Source organism: Paenibacillus beijingensis (genome assembly GCF_000961095.1).
Lineage (GTDB): Bacteria > Bacillota > Bacilli > Paenibacillales > Paenibacillaceae > Paenibacillus_O > Paenibacillus_O beijingensis.
This window is the reverse complement of the sequence record NZ_CP011058.1, coordinates 4,012,193-4,038,201: the sequence shown is the minus strand read 5'-3', so window position 1 is coordinate 4,038,201 and position 26,009 is coordinate 4,012,193. Positions and strand designations below refer to the sequence as shown.

The window sequence follows — 26,009 nt, the reverse complement described above, 5'->3', positions numbered from 1 at the left end:
TTGTCGAGATAGAGCGCCTGGAAAAGACAATATCCGGCTTGTTTCCGTACTTGCTGCACGCTTTGTTTTCCTGCCAAAATTAAGTGTTGGATAGCTTATCTTCAATCAGTTTTTTCGAGCAAAAAGAACGGACGGCCGAGCACCGCTTCGAGACGGAAATAACGGTCGAGTCCGGTGGCGCGGAAAGAGTGGGTCATGTTGGTCACCGTCTGCAGATCGGGAACATCGTACAGAAAGACGGCATGATATCCGGCCGAACCCGCATGTCCCGCAGTTAAAATATCCCGGTCAAGCGTTCCGATCAGCTTCGACCCGTTGTCCTTCCATCCGGTAAGCACTTCGTTTAATTTAGGCAGTATGTGCTGCGTTTTCTCTTCGCCGGTCGTATCGAACCAGCCGGTCGATTCGAACTGGATCATCACCCTCAGCATCGGGGGAATTTGCGGCGCCCCATGTTCGATTGCCATGAACAATCACTCCTCTATTATTGATTTACCGCATCAGTCTGCCGCCGTTAATATCCATTGTGGCTCCGGTTACAAAACCGCCGTAATCGGAGACGAGATATGAAACGAGCTCCGCCACCTCCGCCGCTTCCCCGACCCGGCCGACGGGAATCGTCCGGACCATGCCCGCAAGCGCGTCCGCCGGAATTTTATCCATCTCCGGCGTCCGGATGGCGGCCGGCGCAATGGCGTTAACCGTGATGCCGTATTCGGCCAGCGTACGGGCAAATACTTTCGTGAGCGCTATCTGGCCGGCTTTCGATGCGCTGTATGCCGCGCTTGACGTAAGCGGTCCGAACTGGCCGCCGAAGGACGACATATTGATGATTCGCCCCCACTTCTGCTCTTTCATGACCGGAACGACCGCTTGGGAGAAGAAGAACGTGCCTCCCAGATTGACGGCCATAATCCGGTTCCATTCCTCGGGGCCGATTTCTTCGATCGCCGTCTCCGTGCGGATTCCGGCATTGTTGACCAAAATATCGATCCGTCCCCAGCTTCGCGTCACATCTTCGACGCACCGGGCAATCGCCGCATTGTCGGAGACGTCCATTTCGCAGAATATCACCCTTCCCTCACCTGTCTCCCGCTCGAATTCCGCTTTGACGGAATCGAGTCCGAGACTGACGAATGCGACCTTCTTCCCTTCCTGCACCAATTTGGCGGCAATGGCGTAACCGAGGCCCTGAGAGGCACCGGTCACGATCGCAACCCGCTCTTCGGTACTGCTCATATACTTCACCTCCTGTTCGCCGCAGCTTATTTCACCCATATTTCCCGCAAGGCGCGCAGCGCATTTCCGCCGGTCACTTTGGCGATGTCGCTGTCGCTGTATCCACGCCGGACGAGCCGTTTGACAATGTTGGGCATCGCTTCCGACGGATTTTCGACGCCCCGACATACGCGGGTTCGTCATACTCCTCCGCTGTGGGATGCGCCGATCGACAGCTGATCGTCCAGCGCAAGCTGCAGCGCGAGCCTCGATAACATCCAGACTCGTCCGGTCGCCGCAGCGGGAAATGTCGATCGCCATTCCGAGCTTGTTTATCCGCTCCAACACGCGCCGTCCGAACCGGGTCAGCCCGCCGTCGCGCTCCTCCGTCAGTCCCGAACCGAGCGCGTTGGAAATCGTGGTAGGTGATCCCCATGCAGCGGATGCCGAGGCAGCACAAAATGTCGACCCGGAGAGCTCGCTCGTTTTTTAATAAATAATCGGAATGTGTGACTAAATGTACTGCAAAACGTCAACTTCCTTGTCACACCTATAACAATAGCTGATTAATCTTAAAAAAAGAACCGGCAAATCGTCCGGTAATTTCTTTTTTTACTGTATGATTCGTTCACTAGCTCTGCCTGGCAGGATGATGGTAGGATCCAATCAAGCTATTTTTCATCTTTAATGATGTAAATTCATACGGATATTTTCGGTTTTAGCGGCAGAAGCCGTCTGTTTACATGAATGTGACATATGGAGAGCTTATGCTTACGAAGTGGTTTGCCTCCGGCAAACCTTAGCTTATGCTTACGAAGTGGTTTGCCTCCGGCAAACCTTAAGGAGGACATAAATGAACGTTTCGGTATCCATCGCAGTTGTAGGAGCAGGCTCAATGGGCGGATTATTCGGCGCCCGGCTTGCGGAGGCGGGTTGCGCTGTTACGTTATACGACACTTGGAAAGAGCATGTGGACCAAATTCAGAACTACGGCCTTCAAGTATCGAATGGTACAACCGACAAAACATTTCGCATCCCCGCGTTCGACTCGCCTCAAGCGGACAAGCCGTATCATTATGTGATCGTTTTTACGAAGAATCAGCATACCGAAGATGCGATCAACCGTTTCAGGCCGCTCTTCGGGCCCGATACGTATGTCGTTTCGCTGCAAAACGGCATCGGCAGCATCGAAATACTGCCGAAATATTTTCCGCGGGAACGAATTATCGTGGGGGTCACAACGTGCAGCAGCGATTTATTGGGACCCGGGGCGATTAAAAGCGGCGACGTCGGAACGACGTATGTCGCGAAATTATCAGACGATAATCCGGACAGCGCGCATTCTTTTGCGGCGCTGCTCAATGAAGCGGGGCTGCCAGCGGCCGTTTCCGGGGATACGTTAAAAATCATTTGGGAAAAACTCGCCTTCAACGCCGCGATCAATCCGGTTTGCGCCATTACCCGAATGTTCGCCGGAGAGGCGGAAAATCATCCGCTCGGCAAGCAGCTGACCCGTTTTATAATCGAAGAGGTAACGTCGGTAGCAAATCAACTGGGCATCGGCATTGACAGCGAACAAATTGCGGAAAAGCTGCACCAGGCTTGTTTGCCTGAACATTCCGGCCATCATTTGCCTTCCATGCTGCAGCATGTCTTGAAAAAGCAGAGTACGGAAATCGAGGCGATCAACGGGGCCGTCATCCGGCTCGCGGAACAGCTAAAGATCGACGTTCCGCACAACCGGACCGTCTATCAGCTGATCAAAATGATGGAAGAGAAGTACATGCAGCCCTAGCCGGCATGAAGCTACTGCCGGCAACGGCATCTTCATGAGCCGCTTGTTCCACGGGTTCCGTACTCCGACGGCACGACACCGAATTCGCGGCGGAACAGCCGCGCGAAGTAGACCGGCTCCATGCCGATATGCGCGGCGGCCTGCCGCACCGTGACGCCGGGATGCTCCTCCAGCAGCAAAGCGGCCGTCCGCAGCCGAATCCGCTGCAAATATTGGTGCGGAGTGACGCCAAACTCCTGCCTAAACAGCCGCACCGTCTGTTTGGGCGAATAGCCGACGTATGAAGCAAGGTCGGACAGCGTAAAATTCCGTTCGATATGATCGTGCAGAAAACGGGTGATGCGTCCCGCCGCCGTATCCGGATCGCGGCTTGGCTTCGCCGGGCTGCCCGGGCTCCGGATTTCGTCATGAACAGCCTGCTTGCCGATCTCCACGCACAGCGCCAGAAACTGCTCGGCCGATTTCCATTCGTTATAACAAGGACCGGCATGGAACCACACCTTTTCCAGAAGCGCATACAGGCGGCCGCTGTCTTTCAGATCGAACAATTGCGGTTTGCGGCCGAATCCCCAGCTTTCCATCCACCCGTCTTCTTTTTCCACAAATGTGACATACCCGGTGATCCAAGGCTCCCTGCCCTTCGGCACATATTCGTGAGGCAGTCCGCCCGGAATATACAGCAGCCTGTTCGGCTTCAAAATGTCCCAATTATGCTGCCCGAGCTGCCGAAACTCGCCTTGTCCTGAAATCGTAAAAAACAGCTGTTTGGCGGAAAACCCGTTCAGCCGCGTAATGGGCGGCTGCTTCTCGGTTCCAACCGTATAGACGTAGAACGGAACGCCTCCCGCAAAGGCCGCGTTCAAATTGGTGCGAAGCTGCAGCAGTTCCATAGGGCCCTCCCCGATGTCCTTTTTGTATGGTAGTTTGTCTGTTTTGCCCCCTTTGATTCACCAGTATATCACATCTATAATTTATAACAGACGCCGCTCCAAAGCGTGCGCAACACCCTGTGGGACAAGGAGAGATGGATGAGCGATGATCCGCATCAATAAATATTGGGAAGATCCGAATGTGCTGCATGTGAACCGCGAGCCGGCCAGAGCCGCTTACATTCCTTACCGGGATATGGAAGCCGCAGCGAAAGGCAAACGGGGGAATTCGCCCTATTATCAAACGTTGAACGGAAGCTGGAAATTTCAATACCGGGAAAGCGCCGCGCAGGTCGACGATCATTTTTATGAAGCGGGTGCCGACGTCAGCGGCTGGGACGATTTGCTCGTCCCTTCTTGCTGGCAGACAAACGGGTACGACCAGCTGCATTATACGAATATCAACTACCCGATTCCGTGCGATCCCCCCTTCGTACCGGACGACAATCCCGCCGGCCTGTACATACGGGATTTCCAGCTTGGCGAACGTCTGTCGGACAAAGAAACGTATATCGTGTTCGAGGGCGTCAATTCCTGCTTCTATTTGTGGGTGAACGGAAGCTTTGCGGGCTACAGTAAAGGCAGCCGCATGCCGGCGGAGTTTCGCATCACCCCTTATTTGCAGCCGGGGCAAAACCGGATTGCGGCGATGGTTCTGAAATGGTGCGACGGCACGTATTTGGAGGATCAGGATTTGTGGAGGTATTCGGGCATTTTCCGGGATGTGTACCTGCTCGGCCGCGATCCGGTCCACGTGCGGGATATCGGAATCCGAACGGAGCTGTCCGCCGATTTCGAATCCGCCCTGCTGCATTTCGATTTGAAATCGACCGGCAGCCTGCAAGTGTCCGCCGAGCTGCGCGATGCCCGCAATCATTCCATCGGCCGCAGCGACTTGATCGTGGACGGCGACGGTACGCTTCATCTCGAAGTGAACAAGCCTGTCTTGTGGAATGCGGAGCATCCGTACCTGTACCAGCTTTACATCTATGCGGGCGAAGAGGTGCTGCGCTTCCCGGTCGGATTCCGCACCGTCGACACTCACGGCGGCGTCTTTCGGATTAACGGCCAAGCGGTCAAATTAAAAGGGGTCAACCGCCACGATTCCCATCCGGTGCTCGGGCAGACGATTCCACTGAACCACATGAAGCGGGATCTGATGATCATGAAGCGCCACAACATCAACACGATCCGGACGTCCCATTATCCGAACGATTACCGCTTTCTCGACTTATGCGACGAGATCGGCTTTTATGTCATCGACGAGGCCGATCTGGAATGCCACGGCATCAGCATTGCCGAAGACTGGGCACCCGGAGCTTTCCATAAGCTTTCGGCCGATCCACAGTGGAGAAACGCCTTCCTTGACCGGGCCGAGAGGCTGGTGGAGCGGGACAAAAACCATCCTTCAGTCGTCATCTGGTCGATGGGCAACGAGTCTGGCTACGACCTGAACCATATCGCAATGGCGGAATGGACGAAAGAGCGCGACCCTTCCAGACCGGTTCATTACGAAGGAGCCGCTCCCGGCTACAACGGACATGCAAATACGGAATGCCTCGATATGGAAAGCCGCATGTATGCAACCGTTGCCGAAATCGAAGCGTACGCCAAAGACGAAAGCAGCCGCAAACCGCTGTTCCTGTGCGAATACAGCCATGCAATGGGGAACGGTCCCGGGGATCTGAACGATTACTGGAATGTGATCGACCGCTACCCGAAGCTGATGGGCGGCTGCGTCTGGGAATGGTGCGATCACGGAATCGCGACAATGACGGAGGATGGAACGGCCTTTTACGCATATGGGGGAGATTTCGGGGATCGGCCGAATGACGGCAATTTTTGCCTCGATGGCCTTGTCTTCCCGGACCGCAGGCCGCATACCGGACTGCTGGAGCTGAAACAAATCATTGCGCCGGTCAAGTTTGAAGCCGTTGATTTGGCCGGCGGCCGGGTTAGGGCGGTTAACCGCTACGATTTCATCGATCTTTCGAATATCGCCGTCTACTGGAAAGTTGAGCGGGACGGAGTCATAACGGATCAGGGCCAAATCTTAGAGCTAAGCGCGGCGCCCGGAACGGGTGAAATCGTGTCGCTTCCGTACTCGCTGCCGCCGGAAGCGGCAGGCTCCTGGACGCTGACGCTCAGCTGCTGGCAGAAATTTGAGACCGCTTGGGCGGCGCCCGGATACGAATTGAGCTTCGCGCAGTTTGAGCTTCCCGTTCCCGCTCCCGCTGCCGGGGAGAGAAGACAGCCTGCAGCCGCCGCAGCTCCCGTTTACGCCGCCGCCGAAAACAACCGGCTAACCGTTTCCGGTCCGGATTTCCGTCACCAGTTCGATCTGAACGCCGGCACGCTTACGGGCATTTCCAAGCACGGCGTTAACATGCTCGCCGGCCCCGCCCGGTTTAACATTTGGCGCGCTCCGATCGACAACGATATGCATGTGAAGAAGAACTGGATTCACGAGGGCTATGACCGGGCCGAAATGAAAGTTTACGAGTGCGAGTGGCGTCAACATGCCGATTTCGCCGTGGAGGTAACCGTCAAATTTTCACTAGGCGGTTATATCCGCTATCCGTTATTGCACGGAACAGCGGTATGGATGGTGGATGGAAGCGGGGCGATTTCGCTCAAGACCGACGTCCGCGTCCGGGACGGCCTCGTCTATTTGCCGCGGTTCGGCCTGCAGCTGACGCTGCCGGAAGGAAACGAAGAAGTGGAATATTACGGATACGGCCCGCGTGAAAGCTATGTCGACAAGCGCCGAAGCGTAAAAAAAGGCCGGTATGAAACAACGGTCGGCGAAATGTTTGAGCCCTACATCATGCCGCAGGAGAACGGTTCCCGGTACGGCACGGAATGGGCGACCGTATCGAATCCGCTCGGAATGGGCCTTAAGTTCACGTCCGCCGAACCTTTTTCCTTTAATGCCGCCCATTTTACGCCGGAGGATTTGACGAAAGCCGCCCACACGTACGAGCTTGCGGGACGGAAAGAAACGATTGTTCATCTCGATTATAAAATGAGCGGCGTCGGCTCCGCTTCATGCGGTCCGGAGCTTGCGGAGCAATACCGTCTGGATGAAAAGGAATTTACGTTCGGGCTGACGATCCAGCCGGTGTTTAAAGAGGATCAGTAAGAGTGGCGAAAAAAGGGGCGCTCTGCGCGGCCGGTTTGATCCTCACGTACGGGCAGCCTTACCGTATGCGCATCTTCAGCAAACGCGGCTTCGGCACGATCGTGCAAATCAAGATTCCGCTTCAATCATTAGGATAGACGTATAGCCCCTCCGCCTTGATGACGAAGGGGCTTGATCAGCTGCGGAACGATCGTTTCATTCATCACAGGAATCATAAACGAACGGCCGCGCGCTTAAAAAAGTACGCATGCTTCAATGTCCGTTATGGGCGCGGTAAATTTGCGGAGATGACCCCACAAATTTCTTAAACAGCCGCGAGAAATAAAACACATCCGCATAACCAAGTCTTTCCCCGATCTCCTTGACCGTAAAATCCGTATTGAGCAGCAGCTTCTTGGCCTCGGAAGTCTTGATCCGATGGACAAACTCGCCCAGCGGAAAGCCCGTATACGCATGAACGATCCGCCGCAGCGTCGACACCGAGATGTGGTGTTTTTCCGCTACTTTCTGCGCATTCAGCGGTTCATAGAGCAGATTGGACAAATCGTCGATGACAGCGGCTACTCCGGATGGCTTTCTGCCGCCGGACTCGCCGGGAGCCGCTTTTGCCGTCAAGTTATACAGAACCGATTCCAGCAGCAGCGAAGCCGAATCGAGATTGACCGGAATTCCGCTTTCCATCATCATAAAGATCTGCTCCATTTTGCTCAGCACCGAATCGTCGGTTCCAACCCGCTTGACCGTCTCCGGCTCCGTATACCAATTGTCCAGCCACTCCTGCACCCGCATGCCTTCTACCGTGAAGTAATACTCATCCCAGTAACACCCGGAATAGGGCCCGTAATCAAATTCGGCACCGGGAAAAAAACAGAACAGCGTTCCGGCTTCCACCTTTTGCCTGGCGGCGCCGCCCACCTGGAAATAACCTCTGCCGCCGGCTATATATACGAATGCCCAGTGGCTGAACACCGCCTTGCTGCGCTGCATTGTCCGGCCCGGAAGATGGCCGGCGCTCATGAGCTTCAGCGATTTGACCTTGAGTCTGCTCGTATCAATCTTCGGATCGAACGTGCGGATCGGCAGCGGGCTGATAATTTCGTCTCTATGAATGGCCATCCGTGCATTCCCTCCCCGCATCCACCCACTCATCTGCAGCAATTATAAGCTTACGTATTCCACATGAGTCCTCTTATTCCTTCCCCGAATCGGTCGGTTCACTTTTTCTGAGGTGCATGAAACATACGAGCAGCAGCCGGGTAGAATACCGTCTTAACGAATCAAGCCGGCGCCCGATATGATTCAGGCGCCGGCTTGATCCGGAATATGACCCCTTTAGAACATAAGCGTTTGAATACGGCTAGATATGCGGAAATCCGCACGCACCGTCTATCGGCTCGGCTGCAGCTTCTTTTCGCGCTGTTTGCCCCGTCTCTTCTCCTTGCGCGCCCCGGCCTCGATGGCCAGAAACCGTTCCAAGTCGTTGGCAATCGCATACAGGCTTGCCCTGTTCTCAAACTCGTCCCTTGTTACCGGAAGCGGCAGCAGCTTGTGATACTCGCGGATATCGTGCAGATGGTTGCAAAAGCGATCAATCCGTCCGGATCCGGGCTCCGTCAACCCCTTGCTTATTTCCTGCACAAATTCGCCGATCCGCATGCCCTGTTCCATTTTCACGTTTGTTCGGGAAATGGACGGCAGCATGCTTTTCAACAAATCGTACTGCTGCTGCTTCGCGTTTAAATAGTTTTCCAAATATTCGTCCTTGCGCATCATATTTTCCGTTTCCAGCACGGCCAGCGCCCGTGCTTTACGGAGCGTATCCCCAAGCTGCAGCACTTCTTTGCCATCCCACTGCGTGGACCCTTCTTTCAGAAAAAGAGCGATTTCGTTCAATATAGCAGCTACCAGCCCGTCAATGGCCTCTTTCGTCTGCTTCAGCTCCTTGTCGCTGCTGGGCATGTACCAGTTCACAAGCAGCGCGACGCCAAGGCCGATCAGAATGACCAGAAACTCGTTCCAGAAAAACGACCATTCCGGCTTGGCATGCATATAGACATGCATCACGATAACGGAGCTGCTCGCGATTCCTTCTTTTACGCCAATCCGCACGCACAGCGGAATGAACATCAGGAGCAGAATGAGAAAAGAGTAAAATTGATAGCCGATCAGTTCAAATAATGCGCTCGAGAGAAACAAGGAGATCAAGCAAGCGAAGAACCTGCTGCTGACCGCGCGGGTCGATTGTCTGCGCGACCGCTGAATGCAAAGCAGCGTCAGGATTCCGGACGCCGTAAAATATTCCAGATTTAAAGACTGGGCCAGCAAAATCGCAATACTGACGCCGAGGGCGGTTTTAACCGTCCGAAAACCGATTTTCATTCCCGTTCCACCTGTCTTCATCGTCGTTGTTGGGCTCAGTAACACGAAAAAAGCCGTATGCTGTCTACGGCATTATAACGCATAACGGCTATTATAGCCACCGCCGCAGCGTTTTTTCGGAACCTGCCCACATCTATTCTAGCTTGCTCCAACTTCTATTGGACGATGAGGTGGTGACAATTTCGTGTCAGAATACCTGCCTTTGCGTTTGATGTTTATGACAGAGCGTTCGCTTTGTTTGAGGCTCATAAATGAAAAAGAGGCCGGCCAAAGTCCAATTCTGTGGCAGCCTCCTCGTATTTGATCGAAATATTAGTAGCCTTGACCCTGATCTTTCGCGCCGGTTACGATTGCAACTCCTGAGCTGGCGCCAATCCGGGTAGCTCCTGCAGCAATGAGCTGCTGCACCGTTGCCAGATCACGGACGCCGCCAGAAGCTTTCACGCCCATCTCAGGGCCGACGGCTTGCCGCATGAGGGCAATATCCGCAACGGTAGCGCCTCCCGGTCCGAAACCGGTCGACGTCTTGACAAAGTCGGCTCCGGCCTTCTTGCTGAGACGGCAAGCGCGCACCTTTTCTTCGTCGGACAGCAGTCCCGTTTCCAGTATGACCTTTACAGCGGCGCGTCCGGCGCAAGCTGCGACAACCGCCGCAATATCCTTTTCCACTTCTTCATCCAGCCCGGATTTCAGAGCGCCGACATTAAGCACCATATCAATCTCCGTCGCTCCGGCTGCAATGGCGTCCCTTGCTTCCGCCGTTTTAACGAAAGTGCTTGCTGCGCCGAGCGGAAACCCGATCACCGTCGTAATGCCGACCTTCGATCCGACTAGCTGCCTGAACGCTGCCGGCACCCAGTAAGGATTGATGCAAACCGTTGCGAAGCCGTACTGCTTCGCCTCATCGCACAATTGAACGATTTGCGACAGCACGGCATCCGGTTTAAGCAATGTATGATCGATATATGAAGCCGCCTGCGCCCCGCTAATTGCTGTAAATTCCGTTCCCAATGTATGTTCCTCCTGTCGAATTCCGGCCCTGGCCGGTTCATTGCTCCCGTTCCAATAAATATTTCGCGGTAAAGCTGTCCGTAATGAGCACATTTGTATATTTCCCGTTTAACGCTCCGTAAACGGCATCGACCTTCTTCGGACCGCCGGCCACCAGAATAGACTGCTCCTTCTGTTGCAGCTCCTCCAGATCGATTCCGATCGTTCTTTGATTGAGCTCCGCGCTGATCAGTTTGCCTTGAATATCGATATAACGGGAACAAATGTCTCCGGCGCCTTTTTCATAGATCATCCGCAAATCCGATTCGGAAAAATAGTCCGCCTTGATCAGAACCGAGTCCTCTGTCGGAGCCCCTACCGTTACCATCGCAATGTTGGCCTGCTTGCCCATTTCCAAAATGCTGCGGATATGACGATCCGCTTCAATGGCAAGCTTGACGACGGAATGATCGACAATCGCCGGCAGCGGAATAAAATAAGGATTCGTATGAAACGCCTTGCCGAACAAATGGACGATTTCATGCGCGTACGTGTTCGTATTCGTATGGCTGACTCCTCCGTTCAGCTGAACGACTTTTACGCCGCGAACATGCTTATTTTGCAGCCGGGTGGCAACCTCATAAAGCGTCGTGCCCCAGGTTGCGGCGATCGTATCCCCGTCTTTGACGATTTCGTGCAAGTACAATGCCGCCGCTTCGCCCAAATACTTTTTGACCGTCGAATCGTCATACTGCGGAACGGAGACGACGACAGCCTTCTTGAGCCGGAATTTATGCTCCAGCTGCTGCGCGTAATGGCTGTTGTTCTCTTTGGGATCGACGATTTTGATCTGTACGATGCCCTCGTCCTTCGCCTGCTGCAAAAATCGGGAAACGGTAGGCCGGGAAACGCCGAGCTTCTGGGCGATCTCCTGCTGACTGTAGTCCAACTGGTAATACATCCGGGCCGCATCGACCATCTTGGCCTGTTTTTCCTCTCCTCGTTCCTCCGCCATCCTCCGGTCACCTCATCTTCACTCGGGCTAAATTTCTGAAATTTTGCAAAATGCTCATTTATCATATTTTCAACTATTTTACGTTATTTTTCACTTCATGGCAATGGCCGTTTTTTCATCGGTAGGCTGCATATTAGAGTCGCTTACCTCAAAAAAAAATGGTTATCCGGAATTTTCCGGATAACCGAATGCATGAAGAAACGCATCTAAGCGTAACTCAGCTGCTTTTAGTCGAATGCGTATCCGTTAAACCGGATCGCATTGCGGATGCTCGCCCAAACATCGTCGCTTCCGCCGCCTGTGTACCAATAAGCCAGGCCAGCCGTATTATTGTCAAGGGCCAGACGGGTCTTCTGCGTGAGAGAGCGCCCTTCCTCCAGCCAAATGCGGTGCTGCAAGCCGTTCACCGTATAACTCGCCTCATATTGGCCGAGAAAGGAGTTCCACTCTACAGCGGCGGCGTTCGTAGCAAGCAGGCGGTTTTGTTCCGTCAAATTGATGTCGTGCGACGGAAAAGATCCATCCGGCTGAAACGTCCAATCCCGGCTAAAGAGCGGCATCCCCAGGATGATTTTGTTCGCGCTGACCTGCTCCATCAACGTTTTTAATCCCTGGGCGGACCACGGCAGTGAAGCGACCGACCCGGCGATCGGGCTTCCGATCCAATGCTCTTCATAGCTCATCAACACGACGTAGTCGGCGGCGGCTCCAAGCGCCGCATAATCGAATTCATCCGTCCAATCCGCTCCGAAATCGGGTGCAACATCCACTGACAGCTTGGCCCCGATGCTGTGCAGGCGCTTCGCCAAATCCTTTATGAACAGCGCATATTCGGATCTATCGCCCACGGTCATATTCTCGAAATCGATATTCAGCCCGTTCAAGCCGTGCTGCTTGACAAGCGTAAACAGCCTTTTTGCGAGCGCCGCTCTGTGAGACGGGTCTGAAAGAACTTCACTCGTTAACTCTCTGTTCGACCGATTGCCCACCAGAGCCCACACTTTTTTTCCGTTTTCCGAAGCCCACTTCACCAATGAAGGATCGGTTCCGTCGGAAACCGCCCCCTGCTCCCCGATGAAATACCATCGCGGGGAAAGAATATTGATGCCGGCCTTGAGCACCGTCCTTTTATACTGCTCCGTTGATTGCAAATACTGCCATCCCAGCTGAATGCGGTCCCGACTAGGACGTCCGAATTGCCCGCTCCAATCCGGACGCTTCTGGATCCGATACAAAAGCACGGCCATTTCTTGCCGGGTAACGGGCGCGTCCGGACGAAATGCGCCGGTGCCGTCCCCTTTCATCAAACCCAGCTTGCTGATGTTCGATACCGGCCCCGCCGCCCAGAACGCAATACTGCCGCGATCTCGGAATGCGGAGGTTGAAATGGCGGCGGCAGGCTGCTTCAGCACCCGTTGGAGCAGCACAGCCGCTTCCTGCCTCGTAACCGGTTTATCCGGCTGAAAGGAGGTTGCGCTGGTACCGTCCGCCAAGCCGAGCTGCACGGCCGCCTGCACGTATCCGAAATACCAGGCGCCAGCCTGCACATCGTCGAATTCCGTTACAGGAGAGAACGTCTTCTCGAGCTTCAGCAGCCGCTCCAAGGCGGCCAGTAGCTCGGCGCGGCTCACTTTTTTGCGGGGTGAAAAAGCGGATGCAGATGTTCCGTTAACGATTTGATGCTTATAGAGGGAGACGATCGCGCTCTTGGCGTAGCTTCCCTCTATGTCGTTAAATGGCGTCGATTGCGCATGGACGGGCTGCCCGGCAAAGCCGCCGCAGACCAGTAGACTGGCCGCGACAGCGGAAAACAGCGCTTGTTTGGTTCGTTTGCCCATTGTTAATAAGCCTCTTTTCTGCTAAACATAACTTGCAACAGCTTAACAGATTGCAATCGACTATTTCATTGCCAAAATAATGGCAGGAGAGAGAGATTTGGCGGGAGAAAACGAGGCCGCGGTCGCTATCGAACGGGCGGCGATCGCTTCATTTCTATTAAGACGGGGTATAAAATAACGAACGCAAACTCATGTTATGGTTACCAAGCTTATGCTTACGAAGTGGTTTTGCCTTCGGCAAAACCTTTAGGAGGGAAAAATCATGACGAACCGCAAACAAGATCCTGATACACTGGTCACGGAAAAAGATATCGATTCGGAATTCGGCTTGTTTACCGCGGAGACAAAGAAAGACGCTCTGCCCAATACCGAGGGGGAGCTTGAGGAGAAGTATCCGCCCAAATCGCGTACCCGAATCGGTGTCGTCACCGATCCGGACTTGGCGGAACTTGCCGAAGATACGCCCATTGATCCCGCCGCTCCACCGGAGGAGTTCCACGGTACCGACCTGCTTAACGGTGCCGGTGCGGATCGGAAAGATGGCGACGATTAAAGGGTGGCGGAGGCTGCCCTGATTATCGAAGCTTATGAGCCCAATCAGCAGCTGCCCCAAGGGTCGAAGCTCATTAGGACTGGCAGCGGCGAACCCTAACGGAACTCACTGCTCTTATTTTGATTTTATGAGCCCATTTGGAAATCTAACGGAACTCACAGCTCTTAATCGATTTAAAATGGTATATGTTCAGACAGAAAAACAGAAATAAGGCCCGATACTTCCGTTAGATTTTCAAATCGAACAAAATGAGCAGAATAACGTCATCTGCTTCCGTTAGCATTCAAGAACAACCCGTAATGGGAACGGTTTTTCAGGATCGTTCTACTAGCGATCCCCGAGGGTGCTGCGGTTCCTGCTCAGTGGATTGTGATGTTTTCGGCGGTTCCTGCTCAGTGGATTGTGATGTTTTCGGCGGTTCCTGCTCAGTGGATTGCGACGTTTTCGGCGGTTCCTGCTACGTGGATTGCGACGTTTTCGGCGGTTCCTGCTCAGTGGATTGTGATGTTTCTGCGATTCCTGCTCAAGGCTTGCCGAAAGTGAATCATGTGGACGGACGACGTTACTTTGCTACAAACTGCTGAAGCAGGAGCAGACCAAAAAACAAACGAACCGGCAAAAGGAAGCCAAGGCAGCCCCTAGACCGGTTCGTTATCAGGTTTATGAAGTTTATGAAAGGGTTGGATAGCCCCTTTGCTCATCTGCCGGGAACAGCGGTGCGGCGGTCCCGGCAGCCGACTGCTTGCTCCGTGCGATTGCCCTTGTACGTCCAGTCCGTCTAATCGTTCAGTTCGTCCTAATCGTCCTAATCGTCCTATTCGCCCTGATGGTCCTAATCGTCCTGATCCTCTTGACCGTCATCCAGCTTAAACCGCTGATCCCGCAAAAAATCGCCGTATTGCCGGGGCGGATATTTCGTTCTGCCCCTCATTTCAATCGACCAGGTCGTATCTTTCGTTCCTCCGCTCCGGCTGCTAGCGTAAGTATGATATGTTTTGTCGTATGCTTCGATCGTCTGCCCGAAGGCGTCCCTATTATAGCGGTTCTCGTGAAAAACGGCTTCTTGCGGCAGCCGCGGCCTTAAATCCGGCTGCTCGTCCGGAACGCCGATGCACAAGCCGAAGACCGGATAGACGAGCTCCGGAAGCTCAAGCAGCCCGGCAACCTTCTTCATCTCATTGCGGATGCCTCCGATATAAACCGCTCCAAGTCCCATCGATTCCGCTGCAATGACGGCGTTTTGCGCCGCCAGCGATACGTCTACCGTCGCGACAAGGAAATACTCAAGGGAAGGTTCGAATTGCCCGCCGGCGCCTGCAACCGCCTGGTCGAAGCGATGCAGATCGGCGCACCAGACAAGAAACACGGGCGCTTGTTCCACGTGGCGCTGGCCGCCGGCCCATGCGGCGATCGCACGGCGCTTGTCCGGTTCCGTGACGCTGATGACGCTGTAGGTTTGCATATGGCTCGATGACGAAGCCTGCTGGGCGCAGCGCAAGATAAGCTCCAGCTGGGAACGGGTCACCGGTTCGTTCTTATAACGGCGGATCGACCGGTGATGGAGCAGCGCTTCGATAGTTTCATTCGAAAACGTATTCAGCATCCTCAACACTCCTCCAAACCATTTTTCGCATTCTGCAGTATTTACAATTCTTCCTGACCCTACATATGAAAAAAACTCCTATCGGAGTCATTCGAAGATGAGCGGCCGCGTTTAGCGGAGGCTTTTGCCGCCAATCGGAAAGAAGTAAACATCGCATGAATGCTTTCGTGAACATAAACTTTCCATGCGGCAAGCAAAGCCGAGAGAGCGCCCCCCTACCTTCCGGCAGCTTCTTCGGCTTTCATGCGGTCCATCCGGGGACGCGCGCTTTATCGGCTAAGCTTCCCGTTCAAAATTATCAATCATGATATTGCAATAACGCAGCATATTTCTCATCTCCTGCTCGGACATTCCCGAAAACAGCCGCTTCATAATGGAATGCTTGATTTCTTCCAGGTTCGAAATCAGTTTTCGGCCTTCTTCGGTAATCTCCAGCAAAACGACTCTCCGGTCGGCTTCCCCTCTTTCCCTGGAAATGAACCCGAGCTCAACGAGCCGGTCGGCGAGACCCGTGACGGCCCCTGAAGTGATCTTCATCGCTTCCGCCATCGCCGAAGCTTTCTGCGGTCCTTCTTCCGCCAGCATCATCAAAATGCGTCCGTGTGTGATGCCCAATCCGTGTATATTATCCCGATTCCATTCCAAATTAATTAATCGCCGCACCTGCCTGAAACGGTCGTCAAGCTCCTTCATTAACTCGGACGTATCTTCCTTGGTTTCTTCCATTGATTTGCCTCCCGACACCGCTGTAAGCCACTGTGATTTCCACAACATATAACTTTTGTCGAACTAATTATATCGTTTTTAAAAGGGTTACATCAAGCAAAAAGGTTCTATTTCCGTTTACGGCACCAAACGGGCACGCAAACAGACAAAACCGCCGCCACGTTCCGGATCCGGAGGTGACGGCGGGTCAGTGAATTTATTTTCGGAAGCGAAGCGGCTGCTTCCCGAAGACGGCGCTGCGGGCGCAAGTCCATGCCGCTTCCAAAACTTGCTGCAGCGGCCATGCCGCTCCGGCTGCGGCGGACACGGCGAGCCCGTGACGGTGCGTCAGCGTCACGCCGTACAGCACCTCCCGGCCGGCCGTTTGCGGCAGCGCGTCAAGCGCTTCCCGCACAGCAGCGGGATGGCTGCCATCGATCTTGTCGGAAAACAGATAAAACGTTCCGAAGTGCGTTTTGTCATCCCAGCAACCCGCGGAGGACAGCGGCTGCACGGCCGGCTCGATCCTCTGCCTTTGGGCGAAAATCAGCTCGTCCCCGTAATAAACGGCGAGCCGGTTATCGAAACGGCGGTAAGCGAACACTTCGCCGCGAAGCGTTCGGCCCGGACAGAGCACTTCCGCCTGCATCCAGGCTGAGCCGGGAGCCAAATGCACGACGGTGTCGCTTGCGAACTTTGCATCCTTGTAGAGCATCACCGGCTCGGGCATGTGCTGCACGAACGCGCCCGGCGCAAGCGAGAAGCGCTGTTTCAGCGCCGCCCCTCTCCCATCCGGGCATGGATGGACTTTCATGAACGACTGGTTCGTCACATAGATACCGGAACCTTCGCCGGCTGTCCATTCCAGCTCGTAACAATCGCCCTCCAGCATGCCCGGCGAGACGTCCATCACCATAACGGCCAGCTCATCCTCGAGCGGAAACGACTTGGCGATTTTGATCGGCGCAGTATGATACTTATCCTCCATCACCGTTCGATCGCCGCGCCGGTTGAAGGATGCGCGCAGCACGGAGCGTTTGGAGGCTCCCAAAGCGTCCCCCGCGGACGCCGGAAGCCGTCCGCCGGCTCCGGCTGCCGCCTCAGGATTAGGCGTGGTGATGGTGGTGGCCGTGTTCATGGGCATGCTCGTGCTCATGCGAATGCTCGGTTCCGGTAGCGTGGGCGATTTCGTGCTTGATCCAGGAAACCATGTCGGCTACGCCGTCGCCGCCGAACAGATTGGAGAACACAAACGGCCGCTCGCCGCGCATCCGCTTCGAATCCTCTCCCATGACCTCAAGCGAAGCGCCGACATGAGGAGCCAGGTCGATTTTATTAATGACCAGCAGATCGGAGCGCATAATGCCGGGGCCGCCTTTGCGCGGAATTTTTTCCCCTTGCGCCACATCGATAATGTAAATGAACCGGTCTACCAGCTCCGGGCTGAACGCCGCCGCAAGATTATCCCCGCCGCTCTCGATGAAAATGATATCCAACCCGTCAAAACGGCGTTCCAGCTCCTCGATCGCTTCAAAGTTCATGGACGCGTCCTCGCGGATCGCCGTATGCGGGCAGCCGCCCGTCTCGACGCCTAGAATGCGTTCTTCCGGCAGCACGCCTGTTGCGGCCAGAATGCGGGCATCCTCTTTCGTGTAAATATCGTTCGTAATAACGGCGATGCTGTAGTCGCCGCTAAGCTCGCGGGAGAGGCGCTCAACCAGCGCCGTTTTGCCGGAACCGACCGGTCCTCCGATTCCGATCCGGATCGGCCGGCCCGCCGGAATCGACGGTTTTTCCCATTGTTGATGGCTGTGTCCTTGTCCTTGGCACATTGATAATTCCTCCTTAATCGTTCGATTAGAGTAAATGAATAAGGTAAATGAATCGGGAAATATCCGCCAGTGCGGCTTCCCTATAACCGGTCGTCATGACATAAAAAGACGCGAGTACAGCGTTTCGTGCCGGATCATCGCCAGCTCCGCCATCGGCATGTTGCTCCAGGCGTCCTCCGGTTCCAGTTCTTGCACAATTTCAAGCGCCCGCTGCGAGAGCGGCATGATCGCGGCGATGAGCCGCTGGCCTTCCGTTTGTCCCATCGACATCAGACGCAGCGCGCTGTTGATGCAGGTGACGACGCAGTTGTACAGATAACCTTCCACGGCCTGTACGAGCGAAATTTCGAGCTGAAAGCTTGCATACCCAAGCACTAGCGGATGGGTAGCGATGCAAGCGCCGTTTCGCTGCGCCGTCTGCAGCGGCTCCCAGTCGATCGCGGGAAAAATATCCGCCGCCAGCTGCAGCAGCCGCCTGCCCATCTTCTCCACCCCGGTGCGCGCCTCAAGCGCGGCCCGCTGCACGTGCACAAGCCGCTCCACCGCCCACAGCCGTTCCCAGTCTCCACCCGGCATATCGCGGTATGCCGCTTTGATCACCATGGCGTCGCTGGTCGCCCAGCTCATCAGCATCATGTTTTCCGCATACTGCCGCAGCTGGGCGGTCGTGCGGATCCTGCCTTCCTGCACCAGCGTCTCCAGCCCGAAGGAATGGGAGAATCCGCCGATGGGCAGCGCCGAATCCAGCAGCTGTTGAAAGGCAAGCCACGGAATGGAGACGCGGGCAGCTCCGGGCGACACGTTCGCAACGGTAACGTTCCGATCCATCAGAACAGGAAGTAACGCTGCGCCATCGGCACAACTTCCGCCGGTTCGCAGGTGACGTGCTCGCCGTCGACGGTTACTTTATACGTTTCCGGATCGACTCCGATCTGCGGCGTCGCATCATTGTGGATCATATCTTTTTTCGTTACGCTGCGGCAGCCTTTAATCGGCTCGACGCGTTTGCTGAGCCCCAGCCTTTCCTTAATTCCGCTGTCATAGGCGGCCTGCGACACGAACGTGATGGAGCTGCTCGTCAGCGCCTTGCCGAACGCGGCGAACATCGGACGTCCGAACACCGGCTGCGGCGTCGGAATGGAGGCGTTCGGATCTCCCATCTGTGCGTAGGCGATGCTTCCGCCCTTCAGCACCATATCCGGCTTGACGCCGAAAAACATCGGGCTCCACAAGACCAGATCCGCGAATTTGCCGGGCTCGACCGAACCGACCAGATGCGATACGCCGTGCGTGATCGCCGGATTAATCGTATATTTGGCGATATAGCGCTTGATCCTGAAGTTGTCGCTGCCTTCGCTGTCCGTCTCGAGCGGCCCGCGCTGACGCTTCATTTTGTCCGCCGTTTGCCAGGTGCGGATGATCACTTCGCCGACGCGGCCCATCGCCTGCGAGTCGGAGCTGAGCATGCTGAACACGCCCATATCGTGCAAAATGTCTTCCGCCGCAATCGTTTCCGGACGGATGCGGGAATCCGCAAAAGCGACGTCCTCCGGGATGCGGGTGTCGAGATGGTGGCACACCATCAGCATGTCCAGATGCTCTTCGATCGTATTGATCGTATACGGGCGGGTCGGGTTAGTCGACGACGGCAGAACGTTCAATTCGCCCGCGGCGCGGATAATGTCCGGCGCATGTCCTCCGCCCGCTCCTTCCGTATGGTACGTATGAATGGTGCGTCCGCCGATCGCGGCAAGCGTATCTTCCAGAAATCCCGATTCGTTAAGCGTATCGGTATGGATCGCCACCTGCACGTCGTACTGGTCGGCAGCCTTAAGGCAGGCATCGATCGCCGCCGGCGTCGTACCCCAGTCCTCGTGCAGCTTCAGGCCGATCGCTCCCGCTTCGATCTGCTCGATGAGCGGTCCCGTAAAGGAGGCGTTGCCTTTTCCCGTAAAACCGATGTTCATCGGAAAAGCTTCCGCCGCTTCAAGCATCCGCTGCATATGCCATGCTCCCGGCGTACAGGTGGTGGCGTTCGTTCCCGTCGCCGGTCCCGTGCCGCCGCCGATCATCGTTGTTACGCCCGAGGAGAGCGCGGTTTCGATCTGCTGCGGACAAATAAAGTGAATGTGGGTATCGATGCCGCCGGCCGTGACGATCTTGCCTTCGCCCGCAATCACTTCCGTGCTCGCGCCGACGACCATGCCGGGAGTAACCCCGTCCATGATGTCCGGATTGCCGGCCTTGCCGATCCCCACAATGACACCGTCGCGGATACCGATGTCGCCTTTGACGATGCCCCAGTGGTCGATCACGACAGCGTTCGTAATGAGCGTGTCGAGCACGCCCTCGCTGCGCAGCGCGCCGCTCGACTGGCCCATGCCGTCGCGGATAACTTTTCCGCCGCCGAACTTGCATTCATCGCCGTAAACGGTAAAATCCTGCTCGATTTCCGCCCACAGCTCCGTATCCGCAAGTCGGACTGCGTCGCCCGTAGTCGGTCCGAACATGCCGGCGTAACTTTTGCGATCCATGGAACTCATGATGTCTCCCCTTTCCAAGCCGCGAGACGCGCCCGCACCTCTTCGCTCATCCCGCCGCGGACGGCCGGTCCACTCGCGATGCCGCTTAGGCCGTATGAAATTTTGTTGCCGCCGAGCTCGACCAGCACAACCGGCTTCTCTTCGCCCGGCTCGAATCTGACCGCCGTCCCGGCGGGGATGTGAAGCCTCATCCCAAATGCCTGCTCGCGGTCGAAATCAAGAGCGCGGTTCACTTCAAAAAAATGAAAGTGCGATCCGACCTGGACCGGCCGGTCGCCCGTATTGACAACGATCAGCTCCATGGTGCTGCGGCCCGCGTTCAGCTCGATGCTGCCCTCGCGCGTCCGGTATTCGCCTGGAATCATCGCTTGTGCCCCCTTCGGTTATTCTTTTATACGAACATTGTTATGTACCCGTCAGTGCGCGATCGGATGGTGTACGGTGACCAGCTTCGTCCCGTCCGGAAACGTGGCCTCGACTTGTACCTCATGAATCATTTCCGGCACGCCTTCCATGACCTGGTCGCGCTTTAAGATCTGCGTTCCAAATTCCATCAGTTGGGCAACGGTCAGTCCGTCCCGCGCCCCTTCCATAATCTCCGAGGTAATCAGCGCTATGCTTTCCGGATAATTTAATTTCACGCCGCGGTTCAGCCTTCTGCGGGCCAGATCAGCGGCAACGGTAATCATCAGTTTTTCTTTCTCGCGCTCGGTAAGCTGCAAATGTGTTCACCTCTTTCCCTAGGATAGTTCCATTATAGACATAAGCAAAAATGGAAGTAAATACGGTCATGTCAGTTTTGGTTACACGCTACAAAAGTCGCCGATCCAACTGTGCATCGGGCAGGCAATCTTGACATGGACGCCCGGCCGAGTATCCCGGCCCTGTCCGCGTGACACCATTGAAGCTTCTTGCTTACGAACATGGCCGGAAAAAGCCCGCAAATAACAAGTATCGGCGTTTCTTGCCCTTTTTATAAAATTTTGCCGCTATAGCGCGGTTTTACCGCTTTCTACGGACATGCCCGATGCTGGTCAAAGGTTTCATCATGTGTTACACTCACATAATGGACATCTTATAGGGAGGGACTCACATGTCGGCAAAAAAAATGCGTTCAGACATGATTAAGAAGGGCTTCGACCGTGCGCCTCACCGCAGTTTGCTGCGCGCCGCCGGCGTTAAGGAAGAAGATTTTGACAAGCCGTTCATCGCGGTTTGCAATTCGTATATTGATATTGTACCGGGTCACGTGCATCTTCAGGAATTCGGTAAAATTGTAAAGGAAGCGATCCGCGAGGCAGGCGGCGTTCCGTTTGAGTTCAATACAATCGGCGTCGATGACGGGATTGCGATGGGACACATCGGCATGCGCTACTCGCTGGCCAGCCGCGAAATCATTGCCGACTCCGTAGAGACGGTCGTTAATGCGCACTGGTTCGACGGTATAGTCTGTATTCCGAACTGCGACAAAATTACGCCGGGCATGATGATGGGTGCGCTGCGCGTCAACATCCCGACCGTCGTCGTCAGCGGCGGACCGATGAAAGCCGGCCGCACGAGCGACGGACGGGCGATCTCGCTGACGTCCGTATTCGAAGGCGTCGGCCAATACATGGCCGGCAAAATCGACGATATCGGCCTAAAAGAGCTCGAGCAGTTCGGCTGTCCGACCTGCGGCTCCTGCTCCGGCATGTTCACCGCCAACTCGATGAACTGTCTCGCCGAAGCGCTCGGCCTTGCGCTTCCGGGCAACGGCACCATCCTGGCCGTCGACGAGAAACGGAAAGAATTCGTCAAGGAATCCGCACGCCAGCTGATGAAGCTGATCGAGATGGATCTGCGTCCGCGCGACATCGTTACGCCGGAAGCGATCGACAACGCGTTTGCGCTCGATATGGCGATGGGCGGCTCGACGAATACCGTGCTGCACACGCTTGCGCTCGCTCACGAAGCCGGCATCGAATATCCGATCGCCCGCATCAACGAAGTAGCCAACCGCGTGCCGCATCTGTCCAAGCTGGCTCCGGCCTCCGACATTCATATGGAGGACGTTTACCGTGCCGGCGGCGTTAGCGCAGTTCTTAACGAGCTGCTGAAAAAAGAAGGCGCGCTGCACACCGAATGTATCACCGTAACGGGCAAGACGATCCGTGAAAACGTCGAAGGCGTTGAAGCGAGCGACCGCCACGTCGTCCGTCCGATCGACGATCCGCACAGCGAGCGCGGCGGCCTGGCTGTTCTGTTCGGCAACCTGGCCCCGAACGGCGCGATCATCAAGGTAGGCGCGGTCGACAAATCCGTAGGCGGCTACCACCGCGGTCCGGCGATCTGCTTTAACTCGCAGGATGAAGTGCTTGAAGGGCTTTCTCAAGGCAAAGTTAAAGAAGGCCACGTCGTCGTTATCCGCTACGAAGGCCCTAAAGGCGGACCCGGCATGCCGGAAATGCTCGCTCCGACATCGCAAATCGTCGGCATGGGCCTGGGCGCCAAAGTCGGCCTGATCACCGACGGACGCTTCTCCGGCGCATCGCGCGGCATCAGCATCGGCCACATTTCTCCGGAAGCGGCCGAAGGCGGTCCGATCGCTTTCGTCCATGACGGCGACATGATCGAGCTGGATATGAACAACCGCACGATCACGCTCGAAATCAGCGACGAAGAAATGGCGAAGCGGCGCGAAGCTTGGACAGGCTTTGAACCGAAAGTGAAAAAAGGCTACCTTGCCCGCTATTCCCACCTTGTCACATCGGCCAGCACGGGCGGCGTGATGAAGTTTTAAGATCGGGATGAAATAATACGTTTATCATGACAACCGGCTGCCTTATACAAGCGCAGCCGGTTCTTTTTGTATACGTCGGACGGCTTCTGCCCCTGAATAGAAAGCGTTTACTTTTTCTCCATTACAGCAAAGTAATTTTCTTCATGATCGGCAAAGTTAAATACTCTTCCGGAAGGCATGTTTACAATTTCTCCGACTTTGACATTTTTATTCGATAAGTCGCCATGTAATTGATCGAGATTTTCCGAAAAAAACATTAAGGAAGGCGTACCGAGGTTTAATCCGGGTGACATTTTTGCAACGAATTCCTTATTATGGAGAACGATGCTTGTTTCTGCACCCTTAGTCGGAGCAATTTCAATCCATCTCATTCCTTGACCGTTATTTTCTTCCGAAATGACACTAAATCCTACTTTTTCGGTCCAAAAATCTCGCGCCTCATCTTGGTTATTTACATACAACATAATTTGACCAACTTGACTTATCATGGATTTTCCCGCTCCCTTGTATTAGTAATTATCAAACTCGATGCGACCCTTAATGATTTATAACTCGAATGCAGCATTCATCGGAGAAGACGTTCTCGGCAAATATTTTGTCGAGCTGGTTTTGGCCGGTCAAGCTCTATGCTGTTATAAGTAGAGATCAGAAATAGGCTTCTGGTACTTAACCTCCTTTATAACTTGACTCCATTACCTCCTTAATTATAGCATTTGAACTTGCCGATCCTAGTACAAAGACAGATATTGCTAAGGCTGATCGACCGAAACGATGGATTCCTTGGCAAGCGATTTATGAATGCTGATGATATGGCTTACGAACCGAGTCATCGTTATTTGTACATAATGAACCTGTTCCAAGCTCTAACGAACCGTAGATTCATTATTTGATTCCTGAAATAACGGTTTTACGATTCTTTAGGCCAGTTTCATAAGGCGTTCGCTGCCGTTCACTGCTCGAAGACTCCCCCTTCCTCAAGATTCTCCCAAACCCTGCAGCCATAACTAAACAAAAACAAGGTGGAAGAACGCTCCACCCCTCATTTATCAGTGGTGCCGCGAAGGCGGCATGGAAGTCAATATTGTTAAAAAACCCATTCGAAACCGCGTTTCGAATGGGCGATATGAGTCCGTATAAAAATGAAACTTTTAATGAACGGTTGACGTACTGCTTACTGACGCGCTCTCCGCGACCGTTCCCCCTGCAGGAAGCTCCTGCGTTTGGACGGAGCGGCGGCATTCCTCATCCGTGAAGTCGAGGGGCGAGGCAAAGCGAAGGATGCGTTCTCTGGACATCAGCAGCATACGCGGCGACATGGAATTCTTGGTGCCGCCAGCGCCTGCACTCCTTTTCTTCCGGGGTGCGCGGTTGCTCGTCAAAATCCGGAATAACAGCCGCAAATAGATGCGCGATATCCGGGCGAACCAGTTTTCGGGCAGCTCCACGACGTCAAACCCAAGCCGGCTGGCGCCGCGGTGAATCATCGTAATACCGTAGACCGCCCTTATGTTTTCCGCTTTCGGGTCCGCCAGCAAACTGGACGCCAGCAGAGGGAGCGCTTTCTCCATAACCCGGAGCAAGTGTATGGCGACTCCAAGCGGAGATGAGGAATGACGGGCGACATTTTGCAGCATCCGGTTATCGAAGTGCAGCTCGGCGATCGGATCGCCTTTCGAAAGGGTAACGCCGTCCTCCAGCTTAACCGGCGGTCCGCCATATGTCGTCATCCTGTAATGGAAGGCCGGCTCATCGGCCCCGCCGGAGACCGGCTTGAGCCGGAAAAGAACGTGAAACGCGCTTTCCCATAGCATCCATAACCCGACCAGAAGCCGTTTGCCGAGTCCCGTATGAAGAGGCTTGTTCCGTTCGGTCAATGCAATCATCTCCTCGATGTGCACGAACCGGTACCCGCGGCGGAGGCCTTCGATCAGGCAGGCTTCCAGCGCCTTCAGCATGTTGGCCGGGGCATCCGGGTCCGCTCCCCAGGTCTGGCCGCAATCGTGAAGCAGCAGCACTTCACCGGGGTTCAGTTTCTTCATGATCCTCTTGCCGAGTCGATCGGCGCCCAGCCGGATCCGCCAGTCTCCGAACAACGAGGACCATAAAATGATTTTTAAATACCCGAGATTGGAGAAGTCAAACAAATTGACAATTCCCCATGGAGGCCGGTAATACGAGGCGCGTTCGCCGGTCGCTTCCCGGATAATGTCACATGTGCGCCTGATTTGTTTCTTCACGGTCGATGGACGCATGAGCCAATTGGACTTGTGCACATAGTTGTGAATCCCAATGACGTGTCCTTCGTCCCGCATCCGTCGCAGAAGCTCGGGTTGAAGCTCGGCGTGAGCGCCGACGACAAAAAAAGTCGCTTTCGCGTCATAGCGCGCAAGAAGGTCAAGCAGCTGCGGCGTATAGACGGGGTCTGGCCCATCGTCAAACGTGAGCGCGATTTCCCGCTCCGTGCGTCCTTTCTTAAACACCTTGAATCCGAAAGTCCGGCTTACCAATCCCGGGAGAAAAGCATAAAACGTCAGCAAGTAGAATCCCCACAGCAGCAAATTCTCCATGATCTTTTCCCCACCATATCTGCATCTGTTGCCCGTCCCGCCGGAACGGGCGACTGCGAAGTCTTTTCCTATTGTAGCATACTGGACTGCGCTTCAAAATAGGCAGCTATTTCATTCTATC

The 26,009-nt window shown here is 54.8% G+C and carries 24 protein-coding genes and 1 pseudogene; 5 read left to right on the top strand and 20 right to left on the bottom strand.

Annotated elements, in window-relative coordinates; all coding sequences use genetic code 11:
• Nucleotides 1-101: 101 nt before the first annotated feature.
• The 4 genes and pseudogenes from VN24_RS18200 to VN24_RS28725 form a co-directional block, all read right to left on the bottom strand.
• Nucleotides 102-467, bottom strand: coding sequence for a hypothetical protein (locus VN24_RS18200; protein ID WP_045671564.1), 366 nt, complete (start codon nt 465-467; stop codon nt 102-104).
• Nucleotides 468-492: 25 nt separating this feature from the next.
• Nucleotides 493-1,239: an SDR family NAD(P)-dependent oxidoreductase gene (locus VN24_RS18195; protein ID WP_045671563.1), complete on the bottom strand. Its 747-nt coding sequence runs from the start codon at nt 1,237-1,239 to the stop codon at nt 493-495.
• A 26-nt stretch (nt 1,240-1,265) separates the two neighbouring features.
• The gene (locus tag VN24_RS27465) at nt 1,266-1,376 is read right to left on the bottom strand and encodes a membrane dipeptidase (protein WP_148505271.1); all 111 of its coding nucleotides are present in this window, start codon (nt 1,374-1,376) and stop codon (nt 1,266-1,268) included.
• A gap of 100 nt (nt 1,377-1,476) precedes the next feature.
• Nucleotides 1,477-1,587 (bottom strand): annotated as a pseudogene (locus tag VN24_RS28725) (membrane dipeptidase); the annotation flags it as partial.
• Nucleotides 1,588-2,071: 484 nt separating this feature from the next.
• On the opposite strand from VN24_RS28725, the gene VN24_RS18185 reads away from it, so the two are divergent.
• Nucleotides 2,072-3,013 carry a ketopantoate reductase family protein gene (locus VN24_RS18185; RefSeq protein ID WP_045671561.1) on the top strand — a complete coding sequence of 314 codons (942 nt, stop codon included), beginning with the start codon at nt 2,072-2,074 and terminating at the stop codon, nt 3,011-3,013.
• Between the two features lie 32 nt (nt 3,014-3,045).
• Here the strand turns inward: VN24_RS18185 and VN24_RS18180 are convergent, their stop codons facing one another.
• Nucleotides 3,046-3,903: a helix-turn-helix domain-containing protein gene (locus VN24_RS18180; protein ID WP_045671560.1), complete on the bottom strand. Its 858-nt coding sequence runs from the start codon at nt 3,901-3,903 to the stop codon at nt 3,046-3,048.
• Between the two features lie 145 nt (nt 3,904-4,048).
• Between VN24_RS18180 and VN24_RS18175 the strand changes: the two genes are divergently transcribed.
• Nucleotides 4,049-7,084 (top strand): glycoside hydrolase family 2 TIM barrel-domain containing protein, encoded by a 3,036-nt coding sequence (locus VN24_RS18175; protein WP_045671559.1) that lies wholly within the window; start codon nt 4,049-4,051, stop codon nt 7,082-7,084.
• Between the two features lie 2 nt (nt 7,085-7,086).
• Complete coding sequence (locus VN24_RS28480; protein WP_274520392.1) at nt 7,087-7,221, top strand: hypothetical protein; 135 nt, start codon at nt 7,087-7,089, stop codon at nt 7,219-7,221.
• Nucleotides 7,222-7,336: 115 nt separating this feature from the next.
• Here VN24_RS28480 and VN24_RS18170 read toward each other — a convergent pair whose 3' ends face one another.
• The 5 genes from VN24_RS18170 to VN24_RS18150 all read right to left on the bottom strand — a co-directional run bounded on the left by VN24_RS18170 (nt 7,337) and on the right by VN24_RS18150 (nt 13,306).
• A complete protein-coding gene (locus VN24_RS18170) occupies nt 7,337-8,200 on the bottom strand; it encodes an AraC family transcriptional regulator (protein ID WP_045671558.1) in 864 nt (287 codons plus the stop codon).
• Nucleotides 8,201-8,470: 270 nt separating this feature from the next.
• Nucleotides 8,471-9,463, bottom strand: a complete 993-nt coding sequence (locus VN24_RS18165) for an aromatic acid exporter family protein (RefSeq protein WP_052703030.1) — start codon at nt 9,461-9,463, stop codon at nt 8,471-8,473.
• Between the two features lie 312 nt (nt 9,464-9,775).
• On the bottom strand, nt 9,776-10,453 hold the full coding sequence (gene deoC / locus VN24_RS18160; RefSeq protein WP_045673443.1) for a deoxyribose-phosphate aldolase: 678 nt from the start codon (nt 10,451-10,453) through the stop codon (nt 9,776-9,778).
• A gap of 58 nt (nt 10,454-10,511) precedes the next feature.
• The gene (locus tag VN24_RS18155) at nt 10,512-11,468 is read right to left on the bottom strand and encodes a DNA-binding transcriptional repressor DeoR (protein ID WP_045671557.1); all 957 of its coding nucleotides are present in this window, start codon (nt 11,466-11,468) and stop codon (nt 10,512-10,514) included.
• Between the two features lie 227 nt (nt 11,469-11,695).
• Complete coding sequence (locus VN24_RS18150) at nt 11,696-13,306, bottom strand: S-layer homology domain-containing protein (RefSeq protein ID WP_052703029.1); 1,611 nt, start codon at nt 13,304-13,306, stop codon at nt 11,696-11,698.
• Between the two features lie 262 nt (nt 13,307-13,568).
• On the opposite strand from VN24_RS18150, the gene VN24_RS18145 reads away from it, so the two are divergent.
• Nucleotides 13,569-13,859, top strand: coding sequence for a hypothetical protein (locus tag VN24_RS18145; protein ID WP_045671556.1), 291 nt, complete (start codon nt 13,569-13,571; stop codon nt 13,857-13,859).
• Between the two features lie 832 nt (nt 13,860-14,691).
• Here VN24_RS18145 and nfsA read toward each other — a convergent pair.
• The 8 genes from nfsA to VN24_RS18105 form a co-directional block, all read right to left on the bottom strand.
• Nucleotides 14,692-15,462, bottom strand: coding sequence for an oxygen-insensitive NADPH nitroreductase (nfsA, locus tag VN24_RS18140; protein WP_045671555.1), 771 nt, complete (start codon nt 15,460-15,462; stop codon nt 14,692-14,694).
• Nucleotides 15,463-15,738: 276 nt separating this feature from the next.
• Nucleotides 15,739-16,188: a MarR family winged helix-turn-helix transcriptional regulator gene (locus tag VN24_RS18135; RefSeq protein ID WP_045671554.1), complete on the bottom strand. Its 450-nt coding sequence runs from the start codon at nt 16,186-16,188 to the stop codon at nt 15,739-15,741.
• A 196-nt stretch (nt 16,189-16,384) separates the two neighbouring features.
• Nucleotides 16,385-17,311: an urease accessory protein UreD gene (locus VN24_RS18130; protein ID WP_238590726.1), complete on the bottom strand. Its 927-nt coding sequence runs from the start codon at nt 17,309-17,311 to the stop codon at nt 16,385-16,387.
• On the bottom strand, nt 17,274-17,999 hold the full coding sequence (gene ureG, locus VN24_RS18125; protein WP_045671553.1) for an urease accessory protein UreG: 726 nt from the start codon (nt 17,997-17,999) through the stop codon (nt 17,274-17,276). Before ureG ends, VN24_RS18130 begins: the two co-directional genes overlap by 38 nt.
• 93 nt (nt 18,000-18,092) lie before the next feature.
• Nucleotides 18,093-18,827, bottom strand: a complete 735-nt coding sequence (locus tag VN24_RS18120) for an urease accessory protein UreF (protein ID WP_045671552.1) — start codon at nt 18,825-18,827, stop codon at nt 18,093-18,095.
• The gene (ureC, locus tag VN24_RS18115; protein WP_045671551.1) at nt 18,827-20,542 is read right to left on the bottom strand and encodes an urease subunit alpha; all 1,716 of its coding nucleotides are present in this window, start codon (nt 20,540-20,542) and stop codon (nt 18,827-18,829) included. Before ureC ends, VN24_RS18120 begins: the two co-directional genes overlap by 1 nt.
• The gene (ureB, locus tag VN24_RS18110) at nt 20,539-20,907 is read right to left on the bottom strand and encodes an urease subunit beta (RefSeq protein ID WP_045671550.1); all 369 of its coding nucleotides are present in this window, start codon (nt 20,905-20,907) and stop codon (nt 20,539-20,541) included. Before ureB ends, ureC begins: the two co-directional genes overlap by 4 nt.
• 51 nt (nt 20,908-20,958) lie before the next feature.
• Complete coding sequence (locus VN24_RS18105) at nt 20,959-21,264, bottom strand: urease subunit gamma (RefSeq protein ID WP_045671549.1); 306 nt, start codon at nt 21,262-21,264, stop codon at nt 20,959-20,961.
• A 371-nt stretch (nt 21,265-21,635) separates the two neighbouring features.
• On the opposite strand from VN24_RS18105, the gene ilvD reads away from it, so the two are divergent.
• Nucleotides 21,636-23,321 carry a dihydroxy-acid dehydratase gene (gene ilvD, locus VN24_RS18100; protein ID WP_193790077.1) on the top strand — a complete coding sequence of 562 codons (1,686 nt, stop codon included), beginning with the start codon at nt 21,636-21,638 and terminating at the stop codon, nt 23,319-23,321.
• 107 nt (nt 23,322-23,428) lie between these two features.
• On the opposite strand, the gene VN24_RS18095 is transcribed toward ilvD, so the two are convergent.
• Complete coding sequence (locus VN24_RS18095; RefSeq protein ID WP_045671548.1) at nt 23,429-23,809, bottom strand: VOC family protein; 381 nt, start codon at nt 23,807-23,809, stop codon at nt 23,429-23,431.
• Between the two features lie 660 nt (nt 23,810-24,469).
• A complete protein-coding gene (locus VN24_RS18090; protein ID WP_052703028.1) occupies nt 24,470-25,888 on the bottom strand; it encodes a polysaccharide deacetylase family protein in 1,419 nt (472 codons plus the stop codon).
• Between the last annotated feature and the right edge of the window lie 121 nt (nt 25,889-26,009).

What these genes read in the sequence shown, in the direction of transcription:
- VN24_RS18155 (WP_045671557.1), bottom strand. Translation starts at nt 11,468, where the DNA reads ATGGCGGAGGAACGAGGAGAGGAAAAACAGGCCAAGATGGTCGATGCG.
- VN24_RS18175 (WP_045671559.1), top strand. Translation starts at nt 4,049, where the DNA reads ATGATCCGCATCAATAAATATTGGGAAGATCCGAATGTGCTGCATGTG.
- VN24_RS18145 (WP_045671556.1), top strand. Translation starts at nt 13,569, where the DNA reads ATGACGAACCGCAAACAAGATCCTGATACACTGGTCACGGAAAAAGAT.
- ureC (WP_045671551.1), bottom strand. Translation starts at nt 20,542, where the DNA reads ATGAGTTCCATGGATCGCAAAAGTTACGCCGGCATGTTCGGACCGACT.
- VN24_RS27465 (WP_148505271.1), bottom strand. Translation starts at nt 1,376, where the DNA reads ATGCCCAACATTGTCAAACGGCTCGTCCGGCGTGGATACAGCGACAGC.
- VN24_RS18200 (WP_045671564.1), bottom strand. Translation starts at nt 467, where the DNA reads ATGGCAATCGAACATGGGGCGCCGCAAATTCCCCCGATGCTGAGGGTG.
- VN24_RS18130 (WP_238590726.1), bottom strand. Translation starts at nt 17,311, where the DNA reads ATGCCCATGAACACGGCCACCACCATCACCACGCCTAATCCTGAGGCG.
- VN24_RS18170 (WP_045671558.1), bottom strand. Translation starts at nt 8,200, where the DNA reads ATGGCCATTCATAGAGACGAAATTATCAGCCCGCTGCCGATCCGCACG.
- VN24_RS18180 (WP_045671560.1), bottom strand. Translation starts at nt 3,903, where the DNA reads ATGGAACTGCTGCAGCTTCGCACCAATTTGAACGCGGCCTTTGCGGGA.
- ureG (WP_045671553.1), bottom strand. Translation starts at nt 17,999, where the DNA reads ATGTGCCAAGGACAAGGACACAGCCATCAACAATGGGAAAAACCGTCG.
- VN24_RS18185 (WP_045671561.1), top strand. Translation starts at nt 2,072, where the DNA reads ATGAACGTTTCGGTATCCATCGCAGTTGTAGGAGCAGGCTCAATGGGC.
- VN24_RS18120 (WP_045671552.1), bottom strand. Translation starts at nt 18,827, where the DNA reads ATGGATCGGAACGTTACCGTTGCGAACGTGTCGCCCGGAGCTGCCCGC.
- VN24_RS18195 (WP_045671563.1), bottom strand. Translation starts at nt 1,239, where the DNA reads ATGAGCAGTACCGAAGAGCGGGTTGCGATCGTGACCGGTGCCTCTCAG.
- VN24_RS18165 (WP_052703030.1), bottom strand. Translation starts at nt 9,463, where the DNA reads ATGAAAATCGGTTTTCGGACGGTTAAAACCGCCCTCGGCGTCAGTATT.
- VN24_RS18150 (WP_052703029.1), bottom strand. Translation starts at nt 13,306, where the DNA reads ATGGGCAAACGAACCAAACAAGCGCTGTTTTCCGCTGTCGCGGCCAGT.
- VN24_RS18090 (WP_052703028.1), bottom strand. Translation starts at nt 25,888, where the DNA reads ATGGAGAATTTGCTGCTGTGGGGATTCTACTTGCTGACGTTTTATGCT.
- VN24_RS18135 (WP_045671554.1), bottom strand. Translation starts at nt 16,188, where the DNA reads ATGGAAGAAACCAAGGAAGATACGTCCGAGTTAATGAAGGAGCTTGAC.
- ilvD (WP_193790077.1), top strand. Translation starts at nt 21,636, where the DNA reads ATGTCGGCAAAAAAAATGCGTTCAGACATGATTAAGAAGGGCTTCGAC.
- VN24_RS18095 (WP_045671548.1), bottom strand. Translation starts at nt 23,809, where the DNA reads ATGATAAGTCAAGTTGGTCAAATTATGTTGTATGTAAATAACCAAGAT.
- nfsA (WP_045671555.1), bottom strand. Translation starts at nt 15,462, where the DNA reads ATGCTGAATACGTTTTCGAATGAAACTATCGAAGCGCTGCTCCATCAC.
- ureB (WP_045671550.1), bottom strand. Translation starts at nt 20,907, where the DNA reads ATGATTCCAGGCGAATACCGGACGCGCGAGGGCAGCATCGAGCTGAAC.